The 19,769-nt window shown below is 61.6% G+C and carries 18 protein-coding genes; 3 read left to right on the top strand and 15 right to left on the bottom strand.

Going from position 1 to position 19,769, the window contains the following annotated elements:
- Positions 1 to 13 precede the first annotated feature (13 nt).
- From DAES_RS07120 to cutA, 4 genes are all read right to left on the bottom strand, one after another.
- Positions 14 to 598: an adenylyl-sulfate kinase gene (locus tag DAES_RS07120; RefSeq protein WP_013514358.1), complete on the bottom strand. Its 585-nt coding sequence runs from the start codon at positions 596 to 598 to the stop codon at positions 14 to 16.
- 5 nt (positions 599 to 603) lie between these two features.
- A complete protein-coding gene (locus DAES_RS07115; protein WP_013514357.1) occupies positions 604 to 1,686 on the bottom strand; it encodes an aminoglycoside phosphotransferase family protein in 1,083 nt (360 codons plus the stop codon).
- 83 nt (positions 1,687 to 1,769) lie between these two features.
- Positions 1,770 to 2,705, bottom strand: a complete 936-nt coding sequence (locus DAES_RS07110) for a carbohydrate kinase family protein (RefSeq protein ID WP_013514356.1) — start codon at positions 2,703 to 2,705, stop codon at positions 1,770 to 1,772.
- Positions 2,706 to 2,793: 88 nt separating this feature from the next.
- Positions 2,794 to 3,117, bottom strand: a complete 324-nt coding sequence (cutA, locus tag DAES_RS07105; protein ID WP_013514355.1) for a divalent-cation tolerance protein CutA — start codon at positions 3,115 to 3,117, stop codon at positions 2,794 to 2,796.
- Between the two features lie 173 nt (positions 3,118 to 3,290).
- Here cutA and nth point away from each other — a divergent pair, with 173 nt between their 5' ends.
- Genes nth through DAES_RS07090 form a run of 3 tightly spaced genes read left to right on the top strand, consistent with a single transcriptional unit; the run spans position 3,291 to position 5,709 of the window.
- Entirely contained in the window at positions 3,291 to 3,929 is a 639-nt protein-coding gene (gene nth, locus DAES_RS07100) for an endonuclease III (RefSeq protein WP_013514354.1), read from the top strand.
- 1 nt (position 3,930) lies between these two features.
- A complete protein-coding gene (gene tgt, locus DAES_RS07095; protein ID WP_013514353.1) occupies positions 3,931 to 5,049 on the top strand; it encodes a tRNA guanosine(34) transglycosylase Tgt in 1,119 nt (372 codons plus the stop codon).
- Positions 5,050 to 5,052: 3 nt separating this feature from the next.
- The gene (locus DAES_RS07090; protein WP_013514352.1) at positions 5,053 to 5,709 is read left to right on the top strand and encodes a YdcF family protein; all 657 of its coding nucleotides are present in this window, start codon (positions 5,053 to 5,055) and stop codon (positions 5,707 to 5,709) included.
- On the opposite strand, the gene DAES_RS07085 is transcribed toward DAES_RS07090, so the two are convergent.
- The 11 genes from DAES_RS07085 to DAES_RS07035 all read right to left on the bottom strand — a co-directional run bounded on the left by DAES_RS07085 (position 5,706) and on the right by DAES_RS07035 (position 19,745).
- Positions 5,706 to 7,130, bottom strand: a complete 1,425-nt coding sequence (locus tag DAES_RS07085) for a YhjD/YihY/BrkB family envelope integrity protein (protein ID WP_013514351.1) — start codon at positions 7,128 to 7,130, stop codon at positions 5,706 to 5,708. The genes DAES_RS07090 and DAES_RS07085 overlap by 4 nt on opposite strands.
- A gap of 78 nt (positions 7,131 to 7,208) precedes the next feature.
- Entirely contained in the window at positions 7,209 to 10,364 is a 3,156-nt protein-coding gene (locus DAES_RS07080) for an AsmA family protein (RefSeq protein WP_013514350.1), read from the bottom strand.
- Positions 10,361 to 11,263, bottom strand: a complete 903-nt coding sequence (locus DAES_RS07075; protein WP_013514349.1) for a damage-control phosphatase ARMT1 family protein — start codon at positions 11,261 to 11,263, stop codon at positions 10,361 to 10,363. Before DAES_RS07075 ends, DAES_RS07080 begins: the two co-directional genes overlap by 4 nt.
- A 162-nt stretch (positions 11,264 to 11,425) precedes the next feature.
- A complete protein-coding gene (locus DAES_RS07070) occupies positions 11,426 to 12,259 on the bottom strand; it encodes an LpxI family protein (RefSeq protein ID WP_013514348.1) in 834 nt (277 codons plus the stop codon).
- Positions 12,260 to 12,269: 10 nt separating this feature from the next.
- Positions 12,270 to 13,082 (bottom strand): acyl-ACP--UDP-N-acetylglucosamine O-acyltransferase, encoded by an 813-nt coding sequence (gene lpxA, locus DAES_RS07065; protein ID WP_013514347.1) that lies wholly within the window; start codon positions 13,080 to 13,082, stop codon positions 12,270 to 12,272.
- A complete protein-coding gene (fabZ, locus tag DAES_RS07060; RefSeq protein WP_013514346.1) occupies positions 13,082 to 13,540 on the bottom strand; it encodes a 3-hydroxyacyl-ACP dehydratase FabZ in 459 nt (152 codons plus the stop codon). Before fabZ ends, lpxA begins: the two co-directional genes overlap by 1 nt.
- Positions 13,533 to 14,579 (bottom strand): UDP-3-O-(3-hydroxymyristoyl)glucosamine N-acyltransferase, encoded by a 1,047-nt coding sequence (gene lpxD / locus DAES_RS07055; RefSeq protein WP_013514345.1) that lies wholly within the window; start codon positions 14,577 to 14,579, stop codon positions 13,533 to 13,535. The genes fabZ and lpxD overlap by 8 nt, the downstream gene beginning before the upstream one ends.
- A 5-nt stretch (positions 14,580 to 14,584) precedes the next feature.
- A complete protein-coding gene (locus DAES_RS07050) occupies positions 14,585 to 15,106 on the bottom strand; it encodes an OmpH family outer membrane protein (RefSeq protein ID WP_013514344.1) in 522 nt (173 codons plus the stop codon).
- A 29-nt stretch (positions 15,107 to 15,135) separates the two neighbouring features.
- A complete protein-coding gene (gene bamA, locus DAES_RS07045) occupies positions 15,136 to 17,850 on the bottom strand; it encodes an outer membrane protein assembly factor BamA (RefSeq protein WP_013514343.1) in 2,715 nt (904 codons plus the stop codon).
- Positions 17,840 to 18,523 (bottom strand): ABC transporter ATP-binding protein, encoded by a 684-nt coding sequence (locus DAES_RS07040; protein WP_013514342.1) that lies wholly within the window; start codon positions 18,521 to 18,523, stop codon positions 17,840 to 17,842. The genes bamA and DAES_RS07040 overlap by 11 nt, the downstream gene beginning before the upstream one ends.
- Complete coding sequence (locus DAES_RS07035; RefSeq protein WP_013514341.1) at positions 18,516 to 19,745, bottom strand: lipoprotein-releasing ABC transporter permease subunit; 1,230 nt, start codon at positions 19,743 to 19,745, stop codon at positions 18,516 to 18,518. Before DAES_RS07035 ends, DAES_RS07040 begins: the two co-directional genes overlap by 8 nt.
- Positions 19,746 to 19,769 lie beyond the last annotated feature (24 nt).

Below are 19,769 nucleotides of genomic sequence, written 5' to 3'. Positions count from 1 at the left end.
GCCTGACAGGTCTTTAAGCATCGGCGAGCCAGGTGTCCAGAAAGTGCAGAACCTTTCCCAGGGTCTCTTCCCTGGCCAGGCAGGTGTTGTCGATGATCAGTTCCGCGCCGGGGTCCGCCTCAAAGGGAACATCCACGCCAATGACCTCGCCAAGTCCCTCGCACGGCTCACCCGTGCGCTTGCGCCGCAGCGCCTTGCGGTAGAGGTCGGCGATCACCAGCCCCTTGGGCCGCCCGGCCTCGCGCCGGATGGCCTCATCCAGGTCGCACTGCACAAAGACCTCGGCGAACCGGGCGATGCGGCTCCGGGCCAGGGCGCGCATGGAGACCTTGTAAGCCGAGCCGTCCATGAGCACGTTATGCCCCTGCCCGACCAGATCCACGGCCTCGTCCACGAACATGGCGTAGGCCGCCTCGCGCTCCTGCGCCGTGTACGTCGGCTCGGGAAAATAGCTTTTCCGCCGTTTGTCCATCTGGAGCAGGACCACCTCAACCCCGCGACCGCGCAGATGCTCGGCCACGCCCCGGGCCAGCGAGCTCTTGCCACTACCCGGCAGGCCCACGAACCAGATGGCAAAGCCCTGCGCGCCCGACTCCACGCCGGTCACTCCATGTACTTGTTGATGTTTTCCCAATCGAACACATCGTCCTCAAGCACGTTGACCATGAGGTTGAAGAGCCCACGCCGCACACTGGCCGGATGGTCCGGGTACCACTCGGGCGAGGCGATGACCAGGGCGCGGAAGACAAAGAACGGGGCCATGACCTTCAGGACTTCACGATCGCCGGTCCGCTCCAGGTATTCCCCAAAATAGGCGCGGTAGAGCCGCTCGAAAGGGCCGGCCAGCCGGTCATGTCCATAGAGGCTCCACAACAGGTAGTTGACGGCCATGGTGGCCAGGTCGCCCCCAGGCTCGCCCCACTCGCCCCGGCTGCGGTCAAGCACCGAGAACTCTCCCTGGTCCGTGACCAGCACGTTCCAGGGGTGGAAGTCGCCGTGGACCGCGCTGAGCCGGTGGGCGTACCCCCGCAGCTTCCACCGCCAGTCCACCAGCCGCTTCTCCAGGGCCATGAACCGGTCGTCGCCAAAAGCCGGATAGGGATGCGGGAAGGCCTCGTCGATCATGCCCAGAATGCACTCGCTCGACCCGATCAGGTTGCGGATGCGCCGATGGTAGAGCGGCGTGTTGTCGAGCTTGTGCGAATGCACCCTGGCCAGCCAGCGGGCGAACTCGCGGGCGGTATCGAGGTCCGAGTCGCGGAAGTCGCCGGACCGGATGCGCTCCAGGTCCATAAAATAGTCGTACCCTTCCAACTTCTCGTTGACGATGAAGAATTCCTTGGGCCGGTCCACCGGGATCAGGGCATCGTCGCCGTCCACATAGCCGAGCCCCAGCGGGCGGACATGGCGCTCCATGCGCGCCGAGGTCTCGTGCTGGAACATGAGGATGGCCGCCCGGTCCCAGTAGAACTGGTGGCCGTACTTGTCACCCTTCATGATCGAGAGCACGGCCTCGCGGACCTCGCCGCCCACGGAAAAGCGGATCAGCAGGGGCTTGCCGTAGCCGAATCCCTTCATGCCCTGCGCATCCAGGCTGCCGATGTCGCCCGCGGCCAGCAGCCGGGCGTCGTCGCCGAAGGCACGCCGCAGATAGGCCTCGATATTGTCGGTTTCCAACCGGATCATGACGCCTCCTTGCTTAGCTCCTGCCCAGCTCCTGCCCAGCTCTTGCCGAGTCCTGGCCGAGTCGTTGCCGAGGCAGCGCCGACCTATTCCAATGGGCCGAAGCTCGCCTCGTAGCGTTTGGTGAATTCCTCAAGGGTGAAGCGGTGTTCCTGGGTGCCTTTGCACTCCACGGCGTAGGCCGCGCACACAGAGCCGAGCCGGGCCGCCTCGACCACGGTCTTTTCCATGGCCAGCCCCTTGAGCAGCCCGGCGCGAAAGGCGTCGCCCGCCCCGGTGGGATCGGCCACCACGCTCACGGGCACGGCGGCCACAGGGGTCTCCTCGCCCTTGCTGTTGACCACCGACCCCTTCTCCCCCAGGGTGGTGATCAGGTAGGCCACGCGGTCCACGATTTCACCCTTGGTCAGGCCTGTGGATTTCATGATCATCTCAAGCTCGTAGTCGTTGGTGATCAGGATTTCCGCGCCACCAAGGGCCTCGGCCAGTTGTGCGCCGGTGAAGGCGGGAATCTGCTGGCCCGGATCAAAGATGAAGGGAATGGAATTGGCCCGGTAGTAGCGGGGGTGATCCATCATGTCGCCGAGGTTGCCGGGGGAGATGATGCCCAGGGCGTCGTCCGGATCAATGATGGTCATGTCGAACTGGCAGGGATACTTCATGGCTCCGGGGTTGAAGCCGGTGATCTGATTGTCGGACTGGTCCGTGGTGATGTACGCCCCGGCAGTGAATTCCTGCTCCACGGTGCGGATGCCCGCGACGCCAATGCCGTGCTCCTGCAACCACGCGTCGTACAAGGAAAAATCCTTGCCCACCTGGCTCAGGAGGACCGGCTTCTCGCCCAGAAGCGACAGGCTGTAGGCGATGTTGCCGCCCGTGCCACCGAATTTCTCGTCCAGGCCATCCACCAGGAAGCAGACGTTGAGGATGTGTATCTTGTCGGGCAGGATATGATTGGAGAACTTGTCGGGAAAGGTCATGATGCGGTCAAAGGCGAGAGACCCGGAAATATAGATCTGCATTCTTCCTCCTGAAGACGGGTGTTTCGATGACGGCGACAGTAAAGGCAGCGGTCCATACGTGTCAACGGCCTTTCCTGTCCCGCGCTGATCACCCGGCTTGCCGCGTCTCGCGGCGAATCCAGTCGAGAAAGTCGGGATTGCCGCCCTCGATGGGCATGGCCGCCACACACGGCACCTCGTACCCGTGCATGGCCCTGACCGCCCCGGTCAGCTCGTCCACCAGTTCGGTGCGGGTCTTGGCGATGAGCACGGCCTCCTGGGCCTGCTCGACCTTGCCTTCCCACCAGTAGAGCGAGCGCATGCCGCACAGGATGTTGACGCACGCGGCCAGTCTGCGCTCCACCAGGACCATGCCGATGTTTTCCGCCTCCTGCGCCGTGGCGCAGGTGATGTAGACGAACGATTCCGCCATCCGGGCCTCCTTGCCGGTTGCAGGGGGACGCCACGGATGCGCCCGGCCCCTTTCATTGATGGGGGAATGATACAGCTTTCAGCGCCGGGCGCAAAGACAATCGGCGTCAGATGAGGCTTGAGCCCTGGACGGAGTGATGCTAACCAGTGACCGTCAATGACCATGGAGACCGCATGAACACGAAGGACCGCGCCCGCGAGATTCACGCCCGGCTCAAGGGCCGCTACCCGGCCCCGGCACCAGCCCTTGACTGGACCAACGCCTGGGAGCTGCTGGTGGCCACGGTGCTGGCCGCCCAGTGTACGGACGAGCGGGTCAACAAGGTCACGCCCGTGCTCTTTGAACGCTGGCCCGACATCGCCTCCCTGGCCGAGGCCGACGTGGCCCAACTGGAGACGGTCGTCCGCTCCACCGGGTTCTTCAGAAACAAGGCGAAGAACCTCAAGGCCGCTGCCCGCCGCGTCGTGGACGTGTACGGCGGCGAGGTGCCCCGGACCATGGCCGACCTGATCACTCTGGGCGGCGTGGCCCGCAAGACGGCCAACATCGTGCTGTCCAACGCCTTCAATGTCCACGAGGGCATTGCCGTGGACACGCACGTCAAACGGCTCTCCTTCCGCATGGGCCTGACCGCAAACACTGACCCGGTGCGCATCGAAAAAGACCTCATGCCCCTCTACCCGCGCGCGGCCTGGGGTGAGATCAACCACTTCCTGGTCTATTTTGGCCGCGAGGTCTGCCCGGCCCGCACCCCCAAATGCGCCTCCTGCGAACTCAATGACATCTGCCCCAAAAACGGAGTTGGAAAATAAAATGAGCATCCCCGGACAGTTCACGGTGCACACCACCGACGGCCAGGCCCGCCGGGCCACCCTGACCACGGCCCACGGCGAGATACAGACGCCCATCTTCATGCCCGTGGGCACCCAGGGCACGGTCAAGAGCTTAAGCCCGCTGGACCTTGAGGAAATGGACGCCCAGATCATCCTGGGCAACACCTATCACCTCTACCTGCGGCCTGGCGACGAGTTGGTGGCGCGACGCGGCGGCCTGCACGCCTTTGCCAACTGGAAGCGGCCCATCCTGACCGACAGCGGCGGGTTCCAGGTCTTCAGCCTGCAATCCATCCGCAAGCTCTCTGAAGAAGGCGTGGAGTTCCGCTCCTACATCGACGGGTCCAAGCATTTTTTCTCGCCGGAAAAGGCCATCGACATCCAGAAGAACCTCGGCTCGGACATCATGATGGTGCTCGACGAGTGCGTGGGCTTTGGCGCGGACAGGCAATACACCGAGAAATCCCTGGAAATGACCACCCGCTGGGCGCAGCGCTGCCGCGACCATCACCCGCGCGGGACCAACGGCCAGATCATGTTCGGCATCGTCCAGGGCGGCTTCTTCAAGGATCTGCGCGAGAGGAGCCTGGAGCAGTTGAGATCCATCGATTTCGAGGGGTTGGCCATCGGCGGCCTGTCCGTGGGCGAGTCCACGGAGGAAATGTACGACATCCTGCACCACATTACCCCCATAATGCCCGCCGACAAGCCGCGCTATCTCATGGGCGTGGGCACCCCGCTCGACCTGCTCGAAGGCGTGTCCGCCGGGGTGGACATGTTCGACTGCGTGCTGCCCTCGCGCAACGCCAGGAACGGCACCCTGTACACCTCCAAGGGCAAGGTCAACATCAAGCGGGCCGAGTTCGCCGAGGACGACACCCCGCTTGATCCCGAGTGCGGCTGCTACACCTGCCGCAACTTCACCAAGGCGTATCTGCGCCACCTGTACATGGCCAAGGAACTGCTCTCGTACCGGCTCAACACCTACCACAACCTGCACTTCTACCTCGACCTGATGCAGCAGGTGCGCGCGGCCATCGAAAACGGCACCTTCACAGACCTCAAACAGCGGTACCAGGCCGCTTACGCCACGGAGTAGCCCATGCGACGTGTGCTCGACGCATTCCTCAGGCTCGTCGGGGCCGCAACCCTCATCGGGCTGGCCGTGGGCATCGCCCTGCTGATCGGCGCGGGATACTGGATGCGGGTCAACGACGCGCCCAGGCAGGCGGACTACATCATCCCCCTGGCCGGGGATTCGGGCAGGCTGATCAAGGCGGCGGAGCTATACCACCAGGGATTCGCCCCGGTCATCCTGCTGAGCAATTCCGTCGAGCTGCCGGTCACCGGCCTGGACCGCCTGCGCTGGGAGATAGGGTTTCCGAACCTTGACCGCGATGAGTACCACATGCGCCTGCTCACAGTCCTCGGGGCGCAGGCATCGGTGGCGGGCAGCTTCGGTTACGGCCACGTCAGCACCGTGGAAGAGGCCGAAGCGCTCAGGGAATACCTCAAGGGGAAACCCGCGCGCCTCCTGCTGGTGACCTCGCCCACCCACGCGCGCCGGGCCAAGATGATCTTCGAGGACATCCTGCCCCATTGCGAGATCACCATGGTGGCCACGGACGAGGGCGGGTTCGGCACAGACTGGTGGAAGGACCAGTACGCGGCCCAGAATCTGGTCCTGGAATTCGCCAAGACGGCCCACTACATGCTGGGCGGCGTCTTCAGATCAACGGACAGCGAACCAGGAATCTAACCGATGACCTCGGCCCCGGTTGGAGTTGCGATCTGCCCCGCCTTGCCCGACCTGTCGCCAGACTGATCGCCTGAAATGATATCGGGATACTCTGCAGCGCATTCGAGCAGGGTCAGGTTGGCCGGGCTGGTCAGGGCGTCCCGGCCAAGCTGCCGGAACAGGTCTTCGATAAAGGTGAATTTCTCAGCAAACTCGCGAAACACCCGGTTGTCGGCGTCCATGTTCACGACCCGGACCACATCAAGAACCCGAATCTCATCCAGGGCCCGGGCGGGCGCGTACACCTCGTGATCCTGATCGTCGGTGAGCACCGTGTACCCGGCCTTCTGGAGCAGCCTGAAAAGATCCGAAACGAGCGAAGCCGGGGCCATCAGGCCGTCGGATATCTCCTCCACCGAGGGCAGCGGCCTGCCGTCCCGAAACCGTCTGGCCAGCAGGCTCATCATCAGCACCGCTATCTTCTGCCGCTCAAAGGGCGTGGCCTGACCGAAATACCGCTGTTTGACGAAGGTGTTGAGGTTTTGCCAGGCGTAGCTCACCTCGCAGCCGAGCAGCACCACGAGCCAGCTGATGTAGATCCACATGAGCAGCAGCGGCAGCTGGGCAAAACTGCCGTAGATGGCGTTGTACTTGGCCGCGCCGATCTGCCAGTGGATATAGAGCCACTGCGCCATCTGCCACAGGACGCCGCCCACCACGCCGCCCAGGACCGCCGAGGTCAGGCGCACCTTGGTATGGGGAATGAATGCGTACATGAAGGCAAAGGCCATGGAGATGAGGATATACGGCGTGGCCTTGAGAAAGGCCGCCTCCAGCAACCCGATGGCCTTGACACTGAGCAGCCCGGTGACGATCTCCTGCTGTTGCAGGCTCAGGTTGAAGCTCGACGCGATGAGCAACACCATCGGGCAGATGACGATGACCGGGAAGAAATCCGTCACCTTGCGCCACGCCGAGCGGCCCTTGGTCACGCCCCAGATGGTGTTGAAGGCCTTCTCGATGGTGCCCACCAGCGAGAGCACGGTGAAGAGCAGCGTGGCCACACCGACCCAGCCCAGGGCCTGGACATTGGTCCGGTCGATATACTCGATGATTTTGTCGGCCACCTCCTCCCGCCCGGTGGTCAACTTGAGAACCAGGGTGCGGATGAACTCGGTGTTCTGAAGGCCGAACCCCTTGGAAATGGAAAAGGCCACGGCCAGGAACGGGACGATGGAGAGAATGGTGGTAAAGGTCAGCGCGGCAGCGCGGATGATGCACTGGTCTTTGGCAAAGCCGAAAACCACCAGATAGAAGAGCCGGGAAACCGAACGCCACAGGCGGACCACAAGGGGGGTTTCGGACACGTTGCGCATCCAGATGCCCTCGGAAAAATGCCGCTTCAGATCCCTGGCCCTACGTTCAATGTCTTCCCTGGTCATTCCCGCTCCGTGTGGTGGTTGTATCCGGCATGGTGCGACCCTACATGCTTATGGCGCATGGTGGCAACCCGCACCGGATCATCGAAAGAGATCGCGCAGGAAGTTGAAGGATTTTTCCGGCAGGCTCAGGATATTCCGGACCGTGTCGTTGAGGATCTTGCCCTTGGGAACCCTGACCTCCGGGTCCGAGAGCTTACCCACGATCTCTATGGTCAAGCTCGGCACGGCCACGAAATCGTTGCGTACCGCCAGATTGATGGTGTTGTCAGGCAGGCTGAAATTGCCCGACCCATGGCTCTGAAGGGCTGGAGGCGCCTCGATCCTGAAATCGGTGATGGTGAAGACCCCCTTGTCCACGACAAACTCGTTGATTGCCCTGCTGAAGACCGTCCTCCGCGTCCTCGGATCGTCAACCACCTGCCCCGCGCGGCGATCGCTCGTGGTCGTCGGCTTGGCGTCGTACCCGGTGAACTTGAACGACCCGTCACGAATCAGCACCCGTGCGGTCCCGTTGAGATTGGCCAGGATGTCGTCGTCGGTCCGCCCCGAACTCTTGAGGTCGATGTCCACGTCCGTGTCCCCGCGCACATAATCCCTGCCCGCCAAGTCCACCATCAGCAGCCCGGCCTGCATCTGCCGGACCTGAAGCCGAAGTTGCGTGAAAAGCGAATCCTTGCCCACCTGCCCGGAAATCTGGCCCTCAAGGGTGCCCTCATGGAGAGTGCCTTTGGCTTCGTGGACACGGATAATCCCCTTGTCCGCCGAAATCTGACCCGAAAACGGGCGCGCCTTGACCTTGCCGAGCTTGAACTCCTCGAACCACCCCTTGCCGCTTAAGCGCAGGGCGCGCAGAAAGGTCAGGGGCAGGTCCACGGGCGGAGCCTTGGCCGTCTTCCCGGACCGCCGCTCCTCATCGGTCTGCGGCGGGGGCAAATACCGGTCGATGTCCAGCGCGCCAGCGGTGAAGGCAAAGGAGAGCATGGGATCGCTCAGGGGAGCGGCTCCGATGACATTGGCCTTGATCTTCATGCCGTCGAGTTCGGCGTTCACGTCGTCCAGAGTGAAGCCGTCCTCCTGAATGGTGAACCTGGTCGAAAGACTGGCCTTTTGAAGGGCGTTGGGATCTCTGGTGGCGATGGTCTTGTCGCTGAGCAGACGGATGATCCGGCTCGGATTCGCCTCAGTGATGGACAGGGTCCCGGTCGCCTTGAACCGCTTGTCCAGGTCCGTGACGCGGATGTCGCCCCGGATGTCCGTATTCAGCGTGTTCAGGACGCCGCCGGACAGGGCCAGGGTATGCGACCGGGTGTCAAAGGCAAGGGCGGTGTTCAGCGAAACAACGTCGTGACGGCCAAAATAGAACGGCCCGGAGAGCTGCCCGGCCACGGCCAGACCGGCGGATTGCGCATAGGGCAAATCCGCTCCGGTGAAAAACGGCCCAGAAGCAGTCAGCGAGAGGGTCTCGCCGGGCTTGACGCCCCGGCCTTTCATCCCGGCTGTCACTGTGAAACCGAAATTGTCCCCCTTGCCGCCAGCCAGAGGTTTGGCGGCCAGGGTCGCTTCGATCTGCGAAAAAGCAAAGGCGCGGGTCTTCCCGTCGCCATGCCTGAAGCTCCCGCTCCCCTTGCCGAAACGAAGCGCGCCTTTGGCCGAGGCAGCCCGCAGGATGCCAATGGAGCGGACAGCGGGCGGGCAGACCATGACCGGGGTCTCCACCTGGGCCGAGCACACTCCCTGACCCGTCAGGCGAAGCGCAGTGGCATTGATCGCCGCAAAACCCGAAGCGGGCGACCGGGCTTCCAACTCGCCGCGCAGAGCCAAGGTCGGGTGCTGCGTGGCAGGGTCATGGCCGAGAACGATCCGGGCCTTGCCGCCGAGCTTGAGGCCGCTTGGGTCCGTGGCCGCCCCTTCGAGTTGGACAGGCCCGGCATCCGCATCCAGGGCGAGGTGGGCGTTGGAGTACCGGGTTCCAAGAAGCGTCAGATGGTTCATCTGAACACTCCCCTTGCCCCGCATCGCCCGGAAAACGGGGAGGTGGAAATCGGCCCAGACAAAAGGCTCGTCCGTCATGACAAGCGGCAGGTAGCGGTCGAGATCCAGGGTATCGCCGTGCAGGTCGAACTCGTACCGGTGCGCGTCAAACCCCTTCAGCCCCGCATGGCCGCGCAGGGTGAGATCGTCCAGGGTCGCGGTCATGTCGGTGAGGCTGACGCCCTTGCCGTCGATGGCCAGGGACGCGGCGAACGCGGCGCGGCGCAGCCCGTCCACCTTGGCGACCGGGATATTCGGATAATACCGGCTGATGACGGTGGCCGGAACGAACGGCTGCACCTCGATGCGCCCCGTGACGCCGGGCGCGCTGCCCAGGTCGCCGCTCTGGAGCGATCCCTCGGCCAACATGCCCAGAAAACGTATGCGCAGCCCGTCTAGGCCGACCGTTCCCTTATCCATATCCACCACCAGCCGGGCAACCATCTCTCCCGGCGATGCGCCACGCGGCAAAAAGCGGCCACCCACGGTACCAGACACGCTGGCGTCCTTAAGAGTGAAGCCGGACCAGTCCTCATCCGCCTGGATCATGCCCTTGAGGATAAGCTGGGACTTGATCCCGCCGTCATCCCAGGAAAAGGAACTGCTGACCACAAACGGCACACGCTGTCCGGCATGCACGCCGCCGGTCCGCAGGGTGATGCCGCTCAGGGCAAATTGCACCCCGTCCTTCCTGTCAGTGTAGGTGACCGACGCCTCGACCACTTCCACCTCGTCGATGAACACCGTCTCGATCCCGAACGCGCTGTCAACGGAACTGAAATCCCGCGTCCGCTCCGTATCCAGGAGCATCGCCCAGTTGATCGCACCCAGCTTGGAGCGCACGACATGCGCCCGCATCCCGTGCACGAGCAGAGAGGGGATCTCGACCCGCCCCGAAAAGAGCGGCAACAGCCTGACACTCACGTAAAGAGTGTCGATCTCAGCCAGCGGCGCGCTCCCGAACTCGGGGTCGTCGGCCACGGCCAGACCGGAAATCTCAAGGGACGGCATGGGATACAGGGCGATATCCACCTCGCCGTTCAAAGTCACGGGCCTACCGACCATCTCTTCCGCCAAGGCAGTGAGCCGGAGCCTGAATCCCTCGGAATCCACATAATGGGACGCCCAGAACAACCCTGCCGTGACGGCGAGCACGCATGCCACCAGGACTTCGAACAGGAACACGCCGACACGCCTGATCATGGCTGCACGCCTTTGTCCGGGCGAACCGGCGGCGTCGTGGTCACGATGAAGGCCGAATCCCCCAGGCCCAGCCCGGTCTCGGCCACCAGTCGCTGGCACTTGACCTTGAAGGCGCAGTAAGCGCCCGCCAATTCGCCTTGCAGGGACTCATAGTTGCCCTGCCCCTTGGAGAGGATCACGTCCGCCTGGTCAAGGCGCTGTCTGAATTCGGGTGCGCACCGGTCCAGAACTGTTCCCGGCGTGTCCACCCCGCTCTCCACCACTTGGCACAATCGGGTCATGCCGACATACGCCGCGTCCGCCATGATCGCGTCGTTGAGAATCGGGCGCGAGCGCACGGCGTAGACGACCTCGCAACCACGCCTGAGCAACACCTCGACAAGGAGCGTGTCCAGGGCGATCTCGCCCGCGTTGTCGCCAAGCACGACCACCCGCGCTCCGGACCGGGCATGAGCCTTGAACCGGGTCAAAACATCAGGGGAGAGGGTTCTGGCGACATCAGCCAGCTCCGCCTCCCAATCCACGTCGAGCTCAACGCCGCGGTCGATGTAGTTGCCGATCACCGACAGTTCCAGGGCCAGGGCCAGAGGGTCGCCCAAAGTGTCCTGTTCGGCCATGATGCGGGTGCGCAGGCCGGGCAGAAGCCGCAGGACAGCATCATTGGCCTGCCGCTTGTCTTCGGCGTAGTGATCGGCCCGGCTGCCGCTCACGGCGGCCACGGTGTCCACAAGATGCCGGGCTATGACGGGTGGGGGCACGCGCAGATCAAGTTCAGACAGGCACCGCTCCCAGCTCTCGACAATACGAGCCTGGAGAGGCTCGTCGCCAGGGCAGGCGAGCCGAGCTTCGCGACGGATCATTTTCTTGAAGCACGGCAGGCAGGCTGTTGCGGTATTCATCGTGCCGATCCCGGTTCTGCGATCATGAAAAACCTCCCCGCGAGCCTGGCGACACGCGGGGGAAGACCTGAGAAAAAAACAGATACTTCGGCGAAATGATGGCATAAAGCCCACGCCTTAGCAAGGAGGGTGTGTCTGGGGAAATCCCGGCGCCCCGATCGCTCAGGGCTCGACCTGATCAGTAGCCAGCCCGACAATGGCCATGCCCGCTCTGTCGGCCAGGGCCAGGGCTTCGTCCCTGTCGAAAAACAAACTCCTGCCCGCCTCGACGCCCAGGCAGGTGGCCTTGCCGTCGATCATGGCCCGGACCGTGTCCAGACCGAGACTGGGCAGGTCGACCTGCTCCTGCTGGCCGGGCTTGAAGACCTTGATCACCACGCAGCCGGGACCGCCCAGCCCGCACCCCCTGGCAATGGCCGCATCGGTGCCTTCCAGGGCCTCCACGGCGGAGATGATCCCCTCGCGCAGGACCACACACTGGCCAATGTCCATGCGGCCAAGCTCCTTGGCGATCTTCCAGCCGTAGCGCAGGTCCTCCCGCTCACGTTCGTCCGGCTCGCGCCGGGTCATGACGCCAAGGGGCGAGAGCAGCTCCGGCAGGTAATCGTGAGCCGGGACCACAGGCATTCCCTCGCGCTCGAACTCCTCGGCCAGGGAGCCGAGGATGGCCGAATCCCCTTTGTTTTTCTGGCGAAAGAGCAGTTTCACGGCGCGCATGTCCAGATGACGGATGTCCATGACCTTGGGCTTGTCGATAGTCCCGGCCATGATCACCCGATCCACCCCGTTCTCGCGGAAAAAGGCGATGAGCCTGCCGAGCTTGCCGAGCTTGAGCTCCTGCCACACGTCGGCATAGGGCACCACGTCCATGTTGGTGTGGCCGGTGAACCCGGCCACCACCAACCGATACCCGTGCGCCTTGACGCCGCGGGCCACCAATATCGGAAACTGGCGGCCCCCCGCTATCAGACCGATGGTGGTGACAGGCTCGCTCATGATGGGCGGCTCAGGACTCTTCGTGGCAGTTGCGCTGCTTATGGTCCGGGGTCACGCCGTTCTTGCTTTCGCGGATGAAGGCGACCAGCCGGTCCACCTGGGGGATGCCGACGATCTCACTTTCCACCCGCTCCAGCCCTTGCTCGCGGGTCAGCCCGGAACGGAAGATGATCTTGTAGGCCTTTTTCAACCCCTTGCAGGCATCGGAATCAAAACCGTTGCGCTTGAGCCCGATGAGGTTGGGACCAAAAAGCATGCCGCGCACGCCGTGGGCGAGCATGAAGGGAGGCACATCAAGCTTGTAGCCGCTGGCACCGCCCAAAAAAGCGTATTCGCCGATGCGGATGAACTGCTGCACGGCAGACATGCCGCTGATGATCACGTTGCGACCGACCGCTACATGCCCGGCCAAGTTGACCGCGTTGGCCAGGATGACATTGTCGCCCACGGTGCAGTCATGGGCGATGTGGGAATAGGCCATGAACATGCAGTTGGACCCGATGTGGGTCTCCCCTTCGCCCTGGACCGTGCCGCGATGGATGGTGACGCACTCGCGGATTTTGTTGTTGTCACCGATCCGGGTGTAGGTCTTCTCGCCCTGGTAGGCGGTATGCTGCGGTTCGCCGCCGATGACCGCATGGGGGTGAACATGGTTCCCCGCTCCCATTTCGGTGAAGGATTTGATCACCACATGGGACTCAAGCAGCGTGTTGTCGCCTATCTTTGCCTCTGCGCCGACCACGACAAACGGCCCGATCCGGACATCGACACCCAGTTCGGCGGACGGATCAATGACGGCGGAGGAATGGATTTCAGTTGCCACTACATGTCCCCTTTATTGGCGACGGCAGCCGAAAACTCTCCCTGAGCCACGACCTGGCCGTCGACCTCGGCGATGCCGTGCATGCGCCAGATATTCATTTTATGTCTGTCATAGGCCACCTTGAGGATGAGCCTGTCACCTGGAACCACCGGCTTGCGGAACTTGACCTTGTTCAACCCGGTGAAGAGAAAGACCTTGTCCTCCAGGGACTCCTGAATGGTACTCATGACAAAGACGCCACCGGCCTGGGCCAGGGCCTCAAGGATGAGTACGCCCGGCATGACCGGCAGGCCGGGGAAATGTCCCTGAAAAAACGCCTCGTTCATGCTGACATTCTTGTAGGCCTTGAGCCTGACCCCCGGCTCGAACTCCACGACCCTGTCAACGAGCAGGAACGGGTAGCGATGGGGCAGCATATCCATGATCTGTCTGATATCCAGCAGGTATTCGTTACTCATCGTCGTTTCCACCATTCGCTGCGGCCTTGACCGCGTTGAGTTCCTTTTCAAGTGCCTTCACGCGCCTGAAAAGTTCGGGCAGCCTTGGCATGCAGGAACCAGCCGCCTTCAAAAAGGTGCCTGCTGGCATGACCGGAGTGCCTGCCAGCCTGCTGCCAGGCTCGATCTTGCCGGCAAGTCCGCTTTGGGCGGCTATCATGGCCCCGTCGCCGATCTCGGCATTGTCCGCGACCCCTACCTGGCCGGCCAGGACCACGTTGTTGCCGACCTTGGTGCTGCCGCCGATGCCAACCTGCCCGATGATCAGACAGTGCTCGCCCACCTGCACGTTGTGGCCGATCTGCACGAGGTTGTCGATCTTTGTTCCCCGCCCGATGCGCGTGGTGTCCAGGGCGGCCCTGTCGATGGCCGTGTTGGAGCCGATCTCCACGCTCTCCTCCACGATCACAGTGCCGATCTGGGGGATCTTCATATGCCCGAACGGTGTCTGGGCGAAACCGAAACCATCACCGCCAAGCACCGCTCCGGGCTGAAGGATGACCTTGTCGCCGATGGTCACCGAGCCCATGACCACGGCATTGGGGTACAAAAGACAATCAGCGCCGATAGCGCTGTCCTCGCCCACATAGCAGCCGGGAAAAACGACGCTTCTCGCGCCGACCACTGCCCGCGCGCCGATGAATGCGAACGGATAGACCGTGGCCGTATCATCGACCCTGGCCTCGGGGTGGACGTAGGCTAATTCGCTGACACCCTGCAGGCATCCCTGGGGCTTGGCAAAGATGTTCACCACCTTGGCCAAGTCCATATAGACATTGGAACTGACCAGCGCGCGCCCGACCCTGTCGGCATACGGGCCGGAAGTGAGAACACATCCGGCCCGGGTCGTATCCAGCAGTTGCGCGTATTTGGGATTGACGAGAAAGGAGAGGTCTTCAGGCCCGGCCTTCTCCAGGGTGTTCACCCCGGAAATCTCCATGTCGTCCCCAGTGTGGTCAAGTCCAAGTTTTTCGGCAAGTGCCGACAACTTGATCTTCATTGTGACTATTTACCGGCTTTCTTCAGCTTGTTAAGTTCTTCCACGAGGTTGTCGGTGATGTCGATGCCTTCGGCCACGTAGGAGACACCACTGCTGCCCAGCTCGAAAATCACGGTGTATTTGTTGACCTTGGCGTACTCGGCCATGACCTTGACGATCTTCTCGATCACGGGCTGCCCAAGCTCCTGCTGGGTGACCTGACGCTTCTGGCGGTATGCCGCCACGCTGTCCTGATAGTCACGGGTGATGCGCCGGAATTCACGCTGCTTGTCCTGCTTGGCATCCAGCTTCAGAGCCAGATCCTGGTTGCGCAGGGACTCTTCGAGCTTCTGAATTTCCTGGGCTTCCTTCTCCAGGTTCTTCTCCATGGGCTCGAACTGCGCCTTGAGCTTGGCGGCCACGGCCTTGCCGTAGTCGCAGTTGACCATCACCGCCTGCATGCTGAACACTCCAATCTTGGTTTCAGCAAACGCCACGGCCTGGAACAGAAAGACAAAAACAACAGCCAGAAACAATACCTTTTTCATATCAACAGCTCCTTGCAATCATACCCTGTCTAGAATTGTTGCCCCATTAGCATTTCAATCTTGTGCCGTCCAGTTGTCCCGATCCTGTCAAGTCCATACCCGTATACAAATCCGACCGGGCCCATGGGCGAGTACCAGTTGAGTCCGGTGCCGACACTCTTGTAGAGGCCGAGCGAGGGTGCCGTACCCTTGCGTGATGGCGAAGAGAACATCATCTCGCTCTCCTTCCACGAATTGCCCGCGTCAAAGAAGACAAGTGAGGAGATGCCATACTCCTTGCTTAACTGGCGCTTGAGTTCCAGGTTCATGTAGAACGCCTTGGTGCCGCCCTCGGACGAATCCGAACCATCGAGCGGAGTGATGGAGTAGGAGGAATATCCGCGGACCGAACCAACGCCGCCAAGCTCGAACCGCTGATCAGTCGGCACCTTGGAACCGCCCAAGTTCTTGTGCAGGAACCCGCCCCAGAACTTGGAGTGGAAGACAACCTCTTCGACCGCCGGCGTATACCACTGGAATGAACCGATGTATTTGACGAAGTCATCGGTTCCCCCCATGGGACCGCCGCCGTAGAGAAGCGCCAGCGAGGACACGGTGCCTTCCGTGGGATTCATGTTGTTGTCAAGAGTGTCCCGAGTAATGGAACCAGCCACCTGACTGAGGAAATGCGAACCCGCGTCATCCTTAACCGTTGAAGACGCGTCGTTAGCAATGTTTATCAACTGATAGTATTCTGCCGTGTAGTCCCAGGACACCGAGGTATATTCGCCCACAGGATAGTCGAAACTCGCTATGCCGCCGACCGAACGTTTGGTGAAGTCGTTGAAGTCCTCGTCGCGCTTGTGCGCCTCGGCGGTGAAGCCGACCTCGGAGTCATTGAGATGCGGATTGCGAAACGTCAGCGTGTAGGCGGTCTTGCGCCCGCTGAACGCACCATTGAGGGCGAGCAGATACCCCTTGCCGAAGAGATTCGATTCGGACACATTGGCCGCAAGGTACACGCTGTCATAGGTGGAATAGCCTATGCCGCCACCGATCTGGCCCGTGGGCTTGTCCTTGACCTTGACCACAAGATCCATTTCCTCCGGATTGCCTGTGGGCACCGGGGAAATGTCCACCTTCTCAAAATATCCGAGGTTGTTGAGCCGAGTGTGAGACCGCTTGAGCTTGTCGCCGTCGAACATGTCGCCGTCGGCCAGCCGCATCTCGCGCAGGATGACGTTGTCGCGGGTGACCGCGTTGCCTTCGAGCAGCACCCGACGGATATGCACCCGCTGGTGTTTGGCTATGGTGTAGACAACATCGACGATCTTGTTTTCGGCATCGTCCTTGAGGTTCACCTTCACGTCGGCGTAGGCATAGCCATAATTATTGTAATGGTTGGTCAGGGAATCGACGTCCGCCTTGAGCAGCGAGCGGTCGAAATACTCGTCCTTCTCCTTGAGCTTGCCCACGGCGGTAATCTCCATGAGCTTTGCCGGATCGTCGATGAGATCGCCCTTGAAGATGGTCTCGCCCATCTTGTAGCGGGCCCCTTCCCAGACTTGGTAGATGACGCTGATGCCGTCGTCCTTGATCTCCACCTCGGGCCTGCCGACCCGGACCTCGATGAATCCCTTGCTGTTGTAGAAGGCCTCGATGGCCGAAGCGTCACGGTCAAGGAGTTCCTCCTTGAGCACGCCGGTATTGGTGATCCAGGAGAGCATGCCGCGTTCCTTGAGGGCCAGGACTTCCTTGATGTCGTCCGGGTCGAGCTGCTGCGCGCCGTCAATGACCACGTTGGTGATATAGAGCTTGGGGCCTTCCTCCACCACGAAGGTCAACCGGGCCACACCAGAGCCGGTATCCTCGATCTCGTGAGTGACCTTGGCCTTGTAGTAGCCGTCCTTGCGATACATCTCGCGGATCACGCGGATATCGTCGGACAAGACCTTGGGGTTGACCACGCCGCCTTTCTTGGTGGAAATGGCCTCAAGGATATCCTCGGCATCAATGGCATCGGAACCGCGGACGCCAAGGGCCTGGATGCGGGGTTTCTCGACCACGACAAAGGTCACCTTCTTGCCGTCAGGCACCTCGTCAATCCTGACCTGCACATCGTCGAAATAGCCGAGATCATAAATATTCTTGAGTGCCGTATTGGCCGCCTTGGCGGTCAGCATGTCGCCTTTCTGGAGCGTCATGCGCATGAGCACCACGTCCTTGTCCAGAACCTTGGTGCCTTCAACATCGACCTCGGCCACCACTTCGAGCTTGAGCAGGTCCATCTTCATGCGCCCGACCAGTTCATCCACTGCGGGCAGCAGGTTGATCAGCCCCTCCTTGGTCACGGCCATGCGCTTTCCCTCGCCCGTGCCGTAGGCGTCGACAAGACGCGCGTCCAGGGTGAGATCCACGCCGATCTGGTTCATGGTCCCATAGACCGCGAAACCGGCCCCGGAAAGCAGTGCAATCTCTCGCGCCGAGGCGCCGTTGACCGTGGTTATCCGTTTCTCGTCGATGAGCCGCCTGACCTCGGCACCATCCACGACCTCGAACCCGGCATCCCGGAGGCGGTCCGATAACAATTCAGGAAGGCTGTCTTTAAGATAGGAAAAATCGTCGCCTGCGTTGATGACAAAGGGCAGCACCGCAACCTTCACATCCTTGGCTTCGCTCGCCTGGGCGTGGGTCACCCCCGCCATGGTGAGCAAAAGCGTTACAAGGGCCAAAGTCGCCAGTCTGCCAACGCATCTAATGAGCATACAATTCTCCTGAACGCAATTCCATCCGCCTGTGCATCATCCCGGCCAAGGTCGGATTGTGCGTCACGACGACAAACGTCATACCCAGTTCATTGTTCAGAGAAACGAGCAGTTCTCCGATTTTTGAACCGTTTTCCTCGTCGAGGTTGCCTGTCGGCTCGTCCGCCAGCAACACCTTGGGCCGGAGCAGAATAGCCCTGGCTATTGCAGCCCGCTGGCGCTCCCCTCCCGAAAGGGTCGTCACCTTGTGATCCTGCCGATGCGTGAGGCCCACCATCTCAAGGGCCTCTCTGGCCAGCCTGACGCCCTCGCCGCGTCCCATGCCCGCGATAAAGGCGGGCATGGCGACATTCTCCAAGGTGGTGAACTCCGGGAGCAGGTGATGGAACTGAAACACGAAGCCTATCTCCCGGTTCCTGAGCCGCGCCCGCTGCCTGCCGCCGAGGGTGCTCAAATCCACATCGTTCAAAAAAATCTTGCCCGAGGTCGCGGTGTCCAACGTGCCGAGCAGGTGGAGGAGCGTGGTCTTGCCAGACCCGGACGAACCGAGCACGGCCAGGGATTCCCCCCTGCCGATGGCCAGATCGACATTGCGCAGCACGCGCACCGTCTCCGAAGGACCTTGGAATTCCTTGTCCACGGCAACCAAGCGGTATATCGTCTCTTTACTCATAACGCAAGGCATCGCTCGGATTCAGGGCCGCAGCCCGTCGCGCGGGGTATATGGTCGCCAAAAAACACAACAAAAATGCGGCACCTCCGATGGACAAAAGGTCGATGGCCTCAAGGCGTACCGGCAGGTAGTCCACCGGGTACACGTTGCTCGGCAGCTTGATGAACTGGTACTTCTTGAGCAGCAGGCTCACCGGCACGCCGATCAGGAAGCCGAAGACCGTGCCAGCCAACCCGATGAACGTCCCCTGGAGCATGAAGATGCGCCGGATACTCGAAACATCGGCACCGATGGACATGAGCACCGCAATATCCTTGGTCTTTTGTATGACGAGCATGACCAGGGTGGTGACGATGCTGAACGAGCCGACAAGCACGATCATGGCCAGAATGATGAACATGGCCGTCTTCTCAAGCTCCAGCGCGGCAAAAAGGTTGGCGTTCATCTCCTGCCAGTGGCGCACGTAGACCGTGAACGATCCCACCCGCTCCCGCAGCAGCTCTGAAATGTGCTCGACATTGTACACGTCGTTGACGCTTATCTCAAGTCCTGACACTACATCCTCTTTGAAACCGAGCAGTTGCCGGGCCGCAGGGATGGTCACATACCCCAGGGACGAATCGTACTCGAACATCCCGGTCCTGAAGATTCCGGCCACCAGAAAGGGCCTGATCTTGGGCGTGAACCCAGCGGAACCCGCACGACCGGATGGCGACAGCAGATTCACCTCTGACCCCTGGGCCAGACCGAGCCGGTTGGCCAGCTCGGAACCGATGATGATGCCCGGCTTGTCAACATTGGCATCGAGATTCGCCAGGCCGCCGCTGATCATGTCCTTGGACAGGCTCAGCACGGAATCGGAAGTGGTCGGATCTATCCCCCGCAGCACCACGCCTTTGACCCCGCTGCGGGTGGACAGTATCACCTCGGAATAGATGAAAGGCGTCACGCCGATGACGCCGGGAACCTGTGTAGCCTCATCGGCCAGATTCCTGTAATCCTTGATGCCCCCGCGCAGGGAGGTGACCAGGATGTGCGCGTTGACGCCGAGGATCTTGTTCCGAAGATCGGTAGAAAAGCCGTTCATGACGCCAATGACCACGATCAGGGCACCGACCCCGATGGCCACGCCGAAGACCGCAAAAAGCGAGATGACAGAAATGAACGCCTGCCTGCGCAGGGCGAACAGATATCTCAATGCGACAAACGTCTCAAATCTCATAGGCTCACTCGTGTCGTATGACGC

This window comes from Pseudodesulfovibrio aespoeensis Aspo-2 (assembly GCF_000176915.2).
In the GTDB taxonomy this organism is placed as follows: domain Bacteria; phylum Desulfobacterota; class Desulfovibrionia; order Desulfovibrionales; family Desulfovibrionaceae; genus Pseudodesulfovibrio; species Pseudodesulfovibrio aespoeensis.
The sequence above is the reverse complement of the archived record's forward strand: the minus strand, read 5'-3'. Positions and strand labels throughout refer to the sequence as shown.

Excerpts from the sequence above, each read along its gene's own strand:
- DAES_RS07115 (WP_013514357.1), bottom strand. The coding sequence starts at position 1,686 with ATGATCCGGTTGGAAACCGACAATATCGAGGCCTATCTGCGGCGTGCC.
- DAES_RS07110 (WP_013514356.1), bottom strand. The coding sequence starts at position 2,705 with ATGCAGATCTATATTTCCGGGTCTCTCGCCTTTGACCGCATCATGACC.
- cutA (WP_013514355.1), bottom strand. The coding sequence starts at position 3,117 with ATGGCGGAATCGTTCGTCTACATCACCTGCGCCACGGCGCAGGAGGCG.
- nth (WP_013514354.1), top strand. The coding sequence starts at position 3,291 with ATGAACACGAAGGACCGCGCCCGCGAGATTCACGCCCGGCTCAAGGGC.
- tgt (WP_013514353.1), top strand. The coding sequence starts at position 3,931 with ATGAGCATCCCCGGACAGTTCACGGTGCACACCACCGACGGCCAGGCC.
- DAES_RS07090 (WP_013514352.1), top strand. The coding sequence starts at position 5,053 with ATGCGACGTGTGCTCGACGCATTCCTCAGGCTCGTCGGGGCCGCAACC.
- DAES_RS07085 (WP_013514351.1), bottom strand. The coding sequence starts at position 7,130 with ATGACCAGGGAAGACATTGAACGTAGGGCCAGGGATCTGAAGCGGCAT.
- DAES_RS07080 (WP_013514350.1), bottom strand. The coding sequence starts at position 10,364 with ATGATCAGGCGTGTCGGCGTGTTCCTGTTCGAAGTCCTGGTGGCATGC.
- DAES_RS07075 (WP_013514349.1), bottom strand. The coding sequence starts at position 11,263 with ATGAATACCGCAACAGCCTGCCTGCCGTGCTTCAAGAAAATGATCCGT.
- DAES_RS07070 (WP_013514348.1), bottom strand. The coding sequence starts at position 12,259 with ATGAGCGAGCCTGTCACCACCATCGGTCTGATAGCGGGGGGCCGCCAG.
- fabZ (WP_013514346.1), bottom strand. The coding sequence starts at position 13,540 with ATGAGTAACGAATACCTGCTGGATATCAGACAGATCATGGATATGCTG.
- lpxD (WP_013514345.1), bottom strand. The coding sequence starts at position 14,579 with ATGAAGATCAAGTTGTCGGCACTTGCCGAAAAACTTGGACTTGACCAC.
- DAES_RS07050 (WP_013514344.1), bottom strand. The coding sequence starts at position 15,106 with ATGAAAAAGGTATTGTTTCTGGCTGTTGTTTTTGTCTTTCTGTTCCAG.
- bamA (WP_013514343.1), bottom strand. The coding sequence starts at position 17,850 with ATGCTCATTAGATGCGTTGGCAGACTGGCGACTTTGGCCCTTGTAACG.
- DAES_RS07040 (WP_013514342.1), bottom strand. The coding sequence starts at position 18,523 with ATGAGTAAAGAGACGATATACCGCTTGGTTGCCGTGGACAAGGAATTC.
- DAES_RS07035 (WP_013514341.1), bottom strand. The coding sequence starts at position 19,745 with ATGAGATTTGAGACGTTTGTCGCATTGAGATATCTGTTCGCCCTGCGC.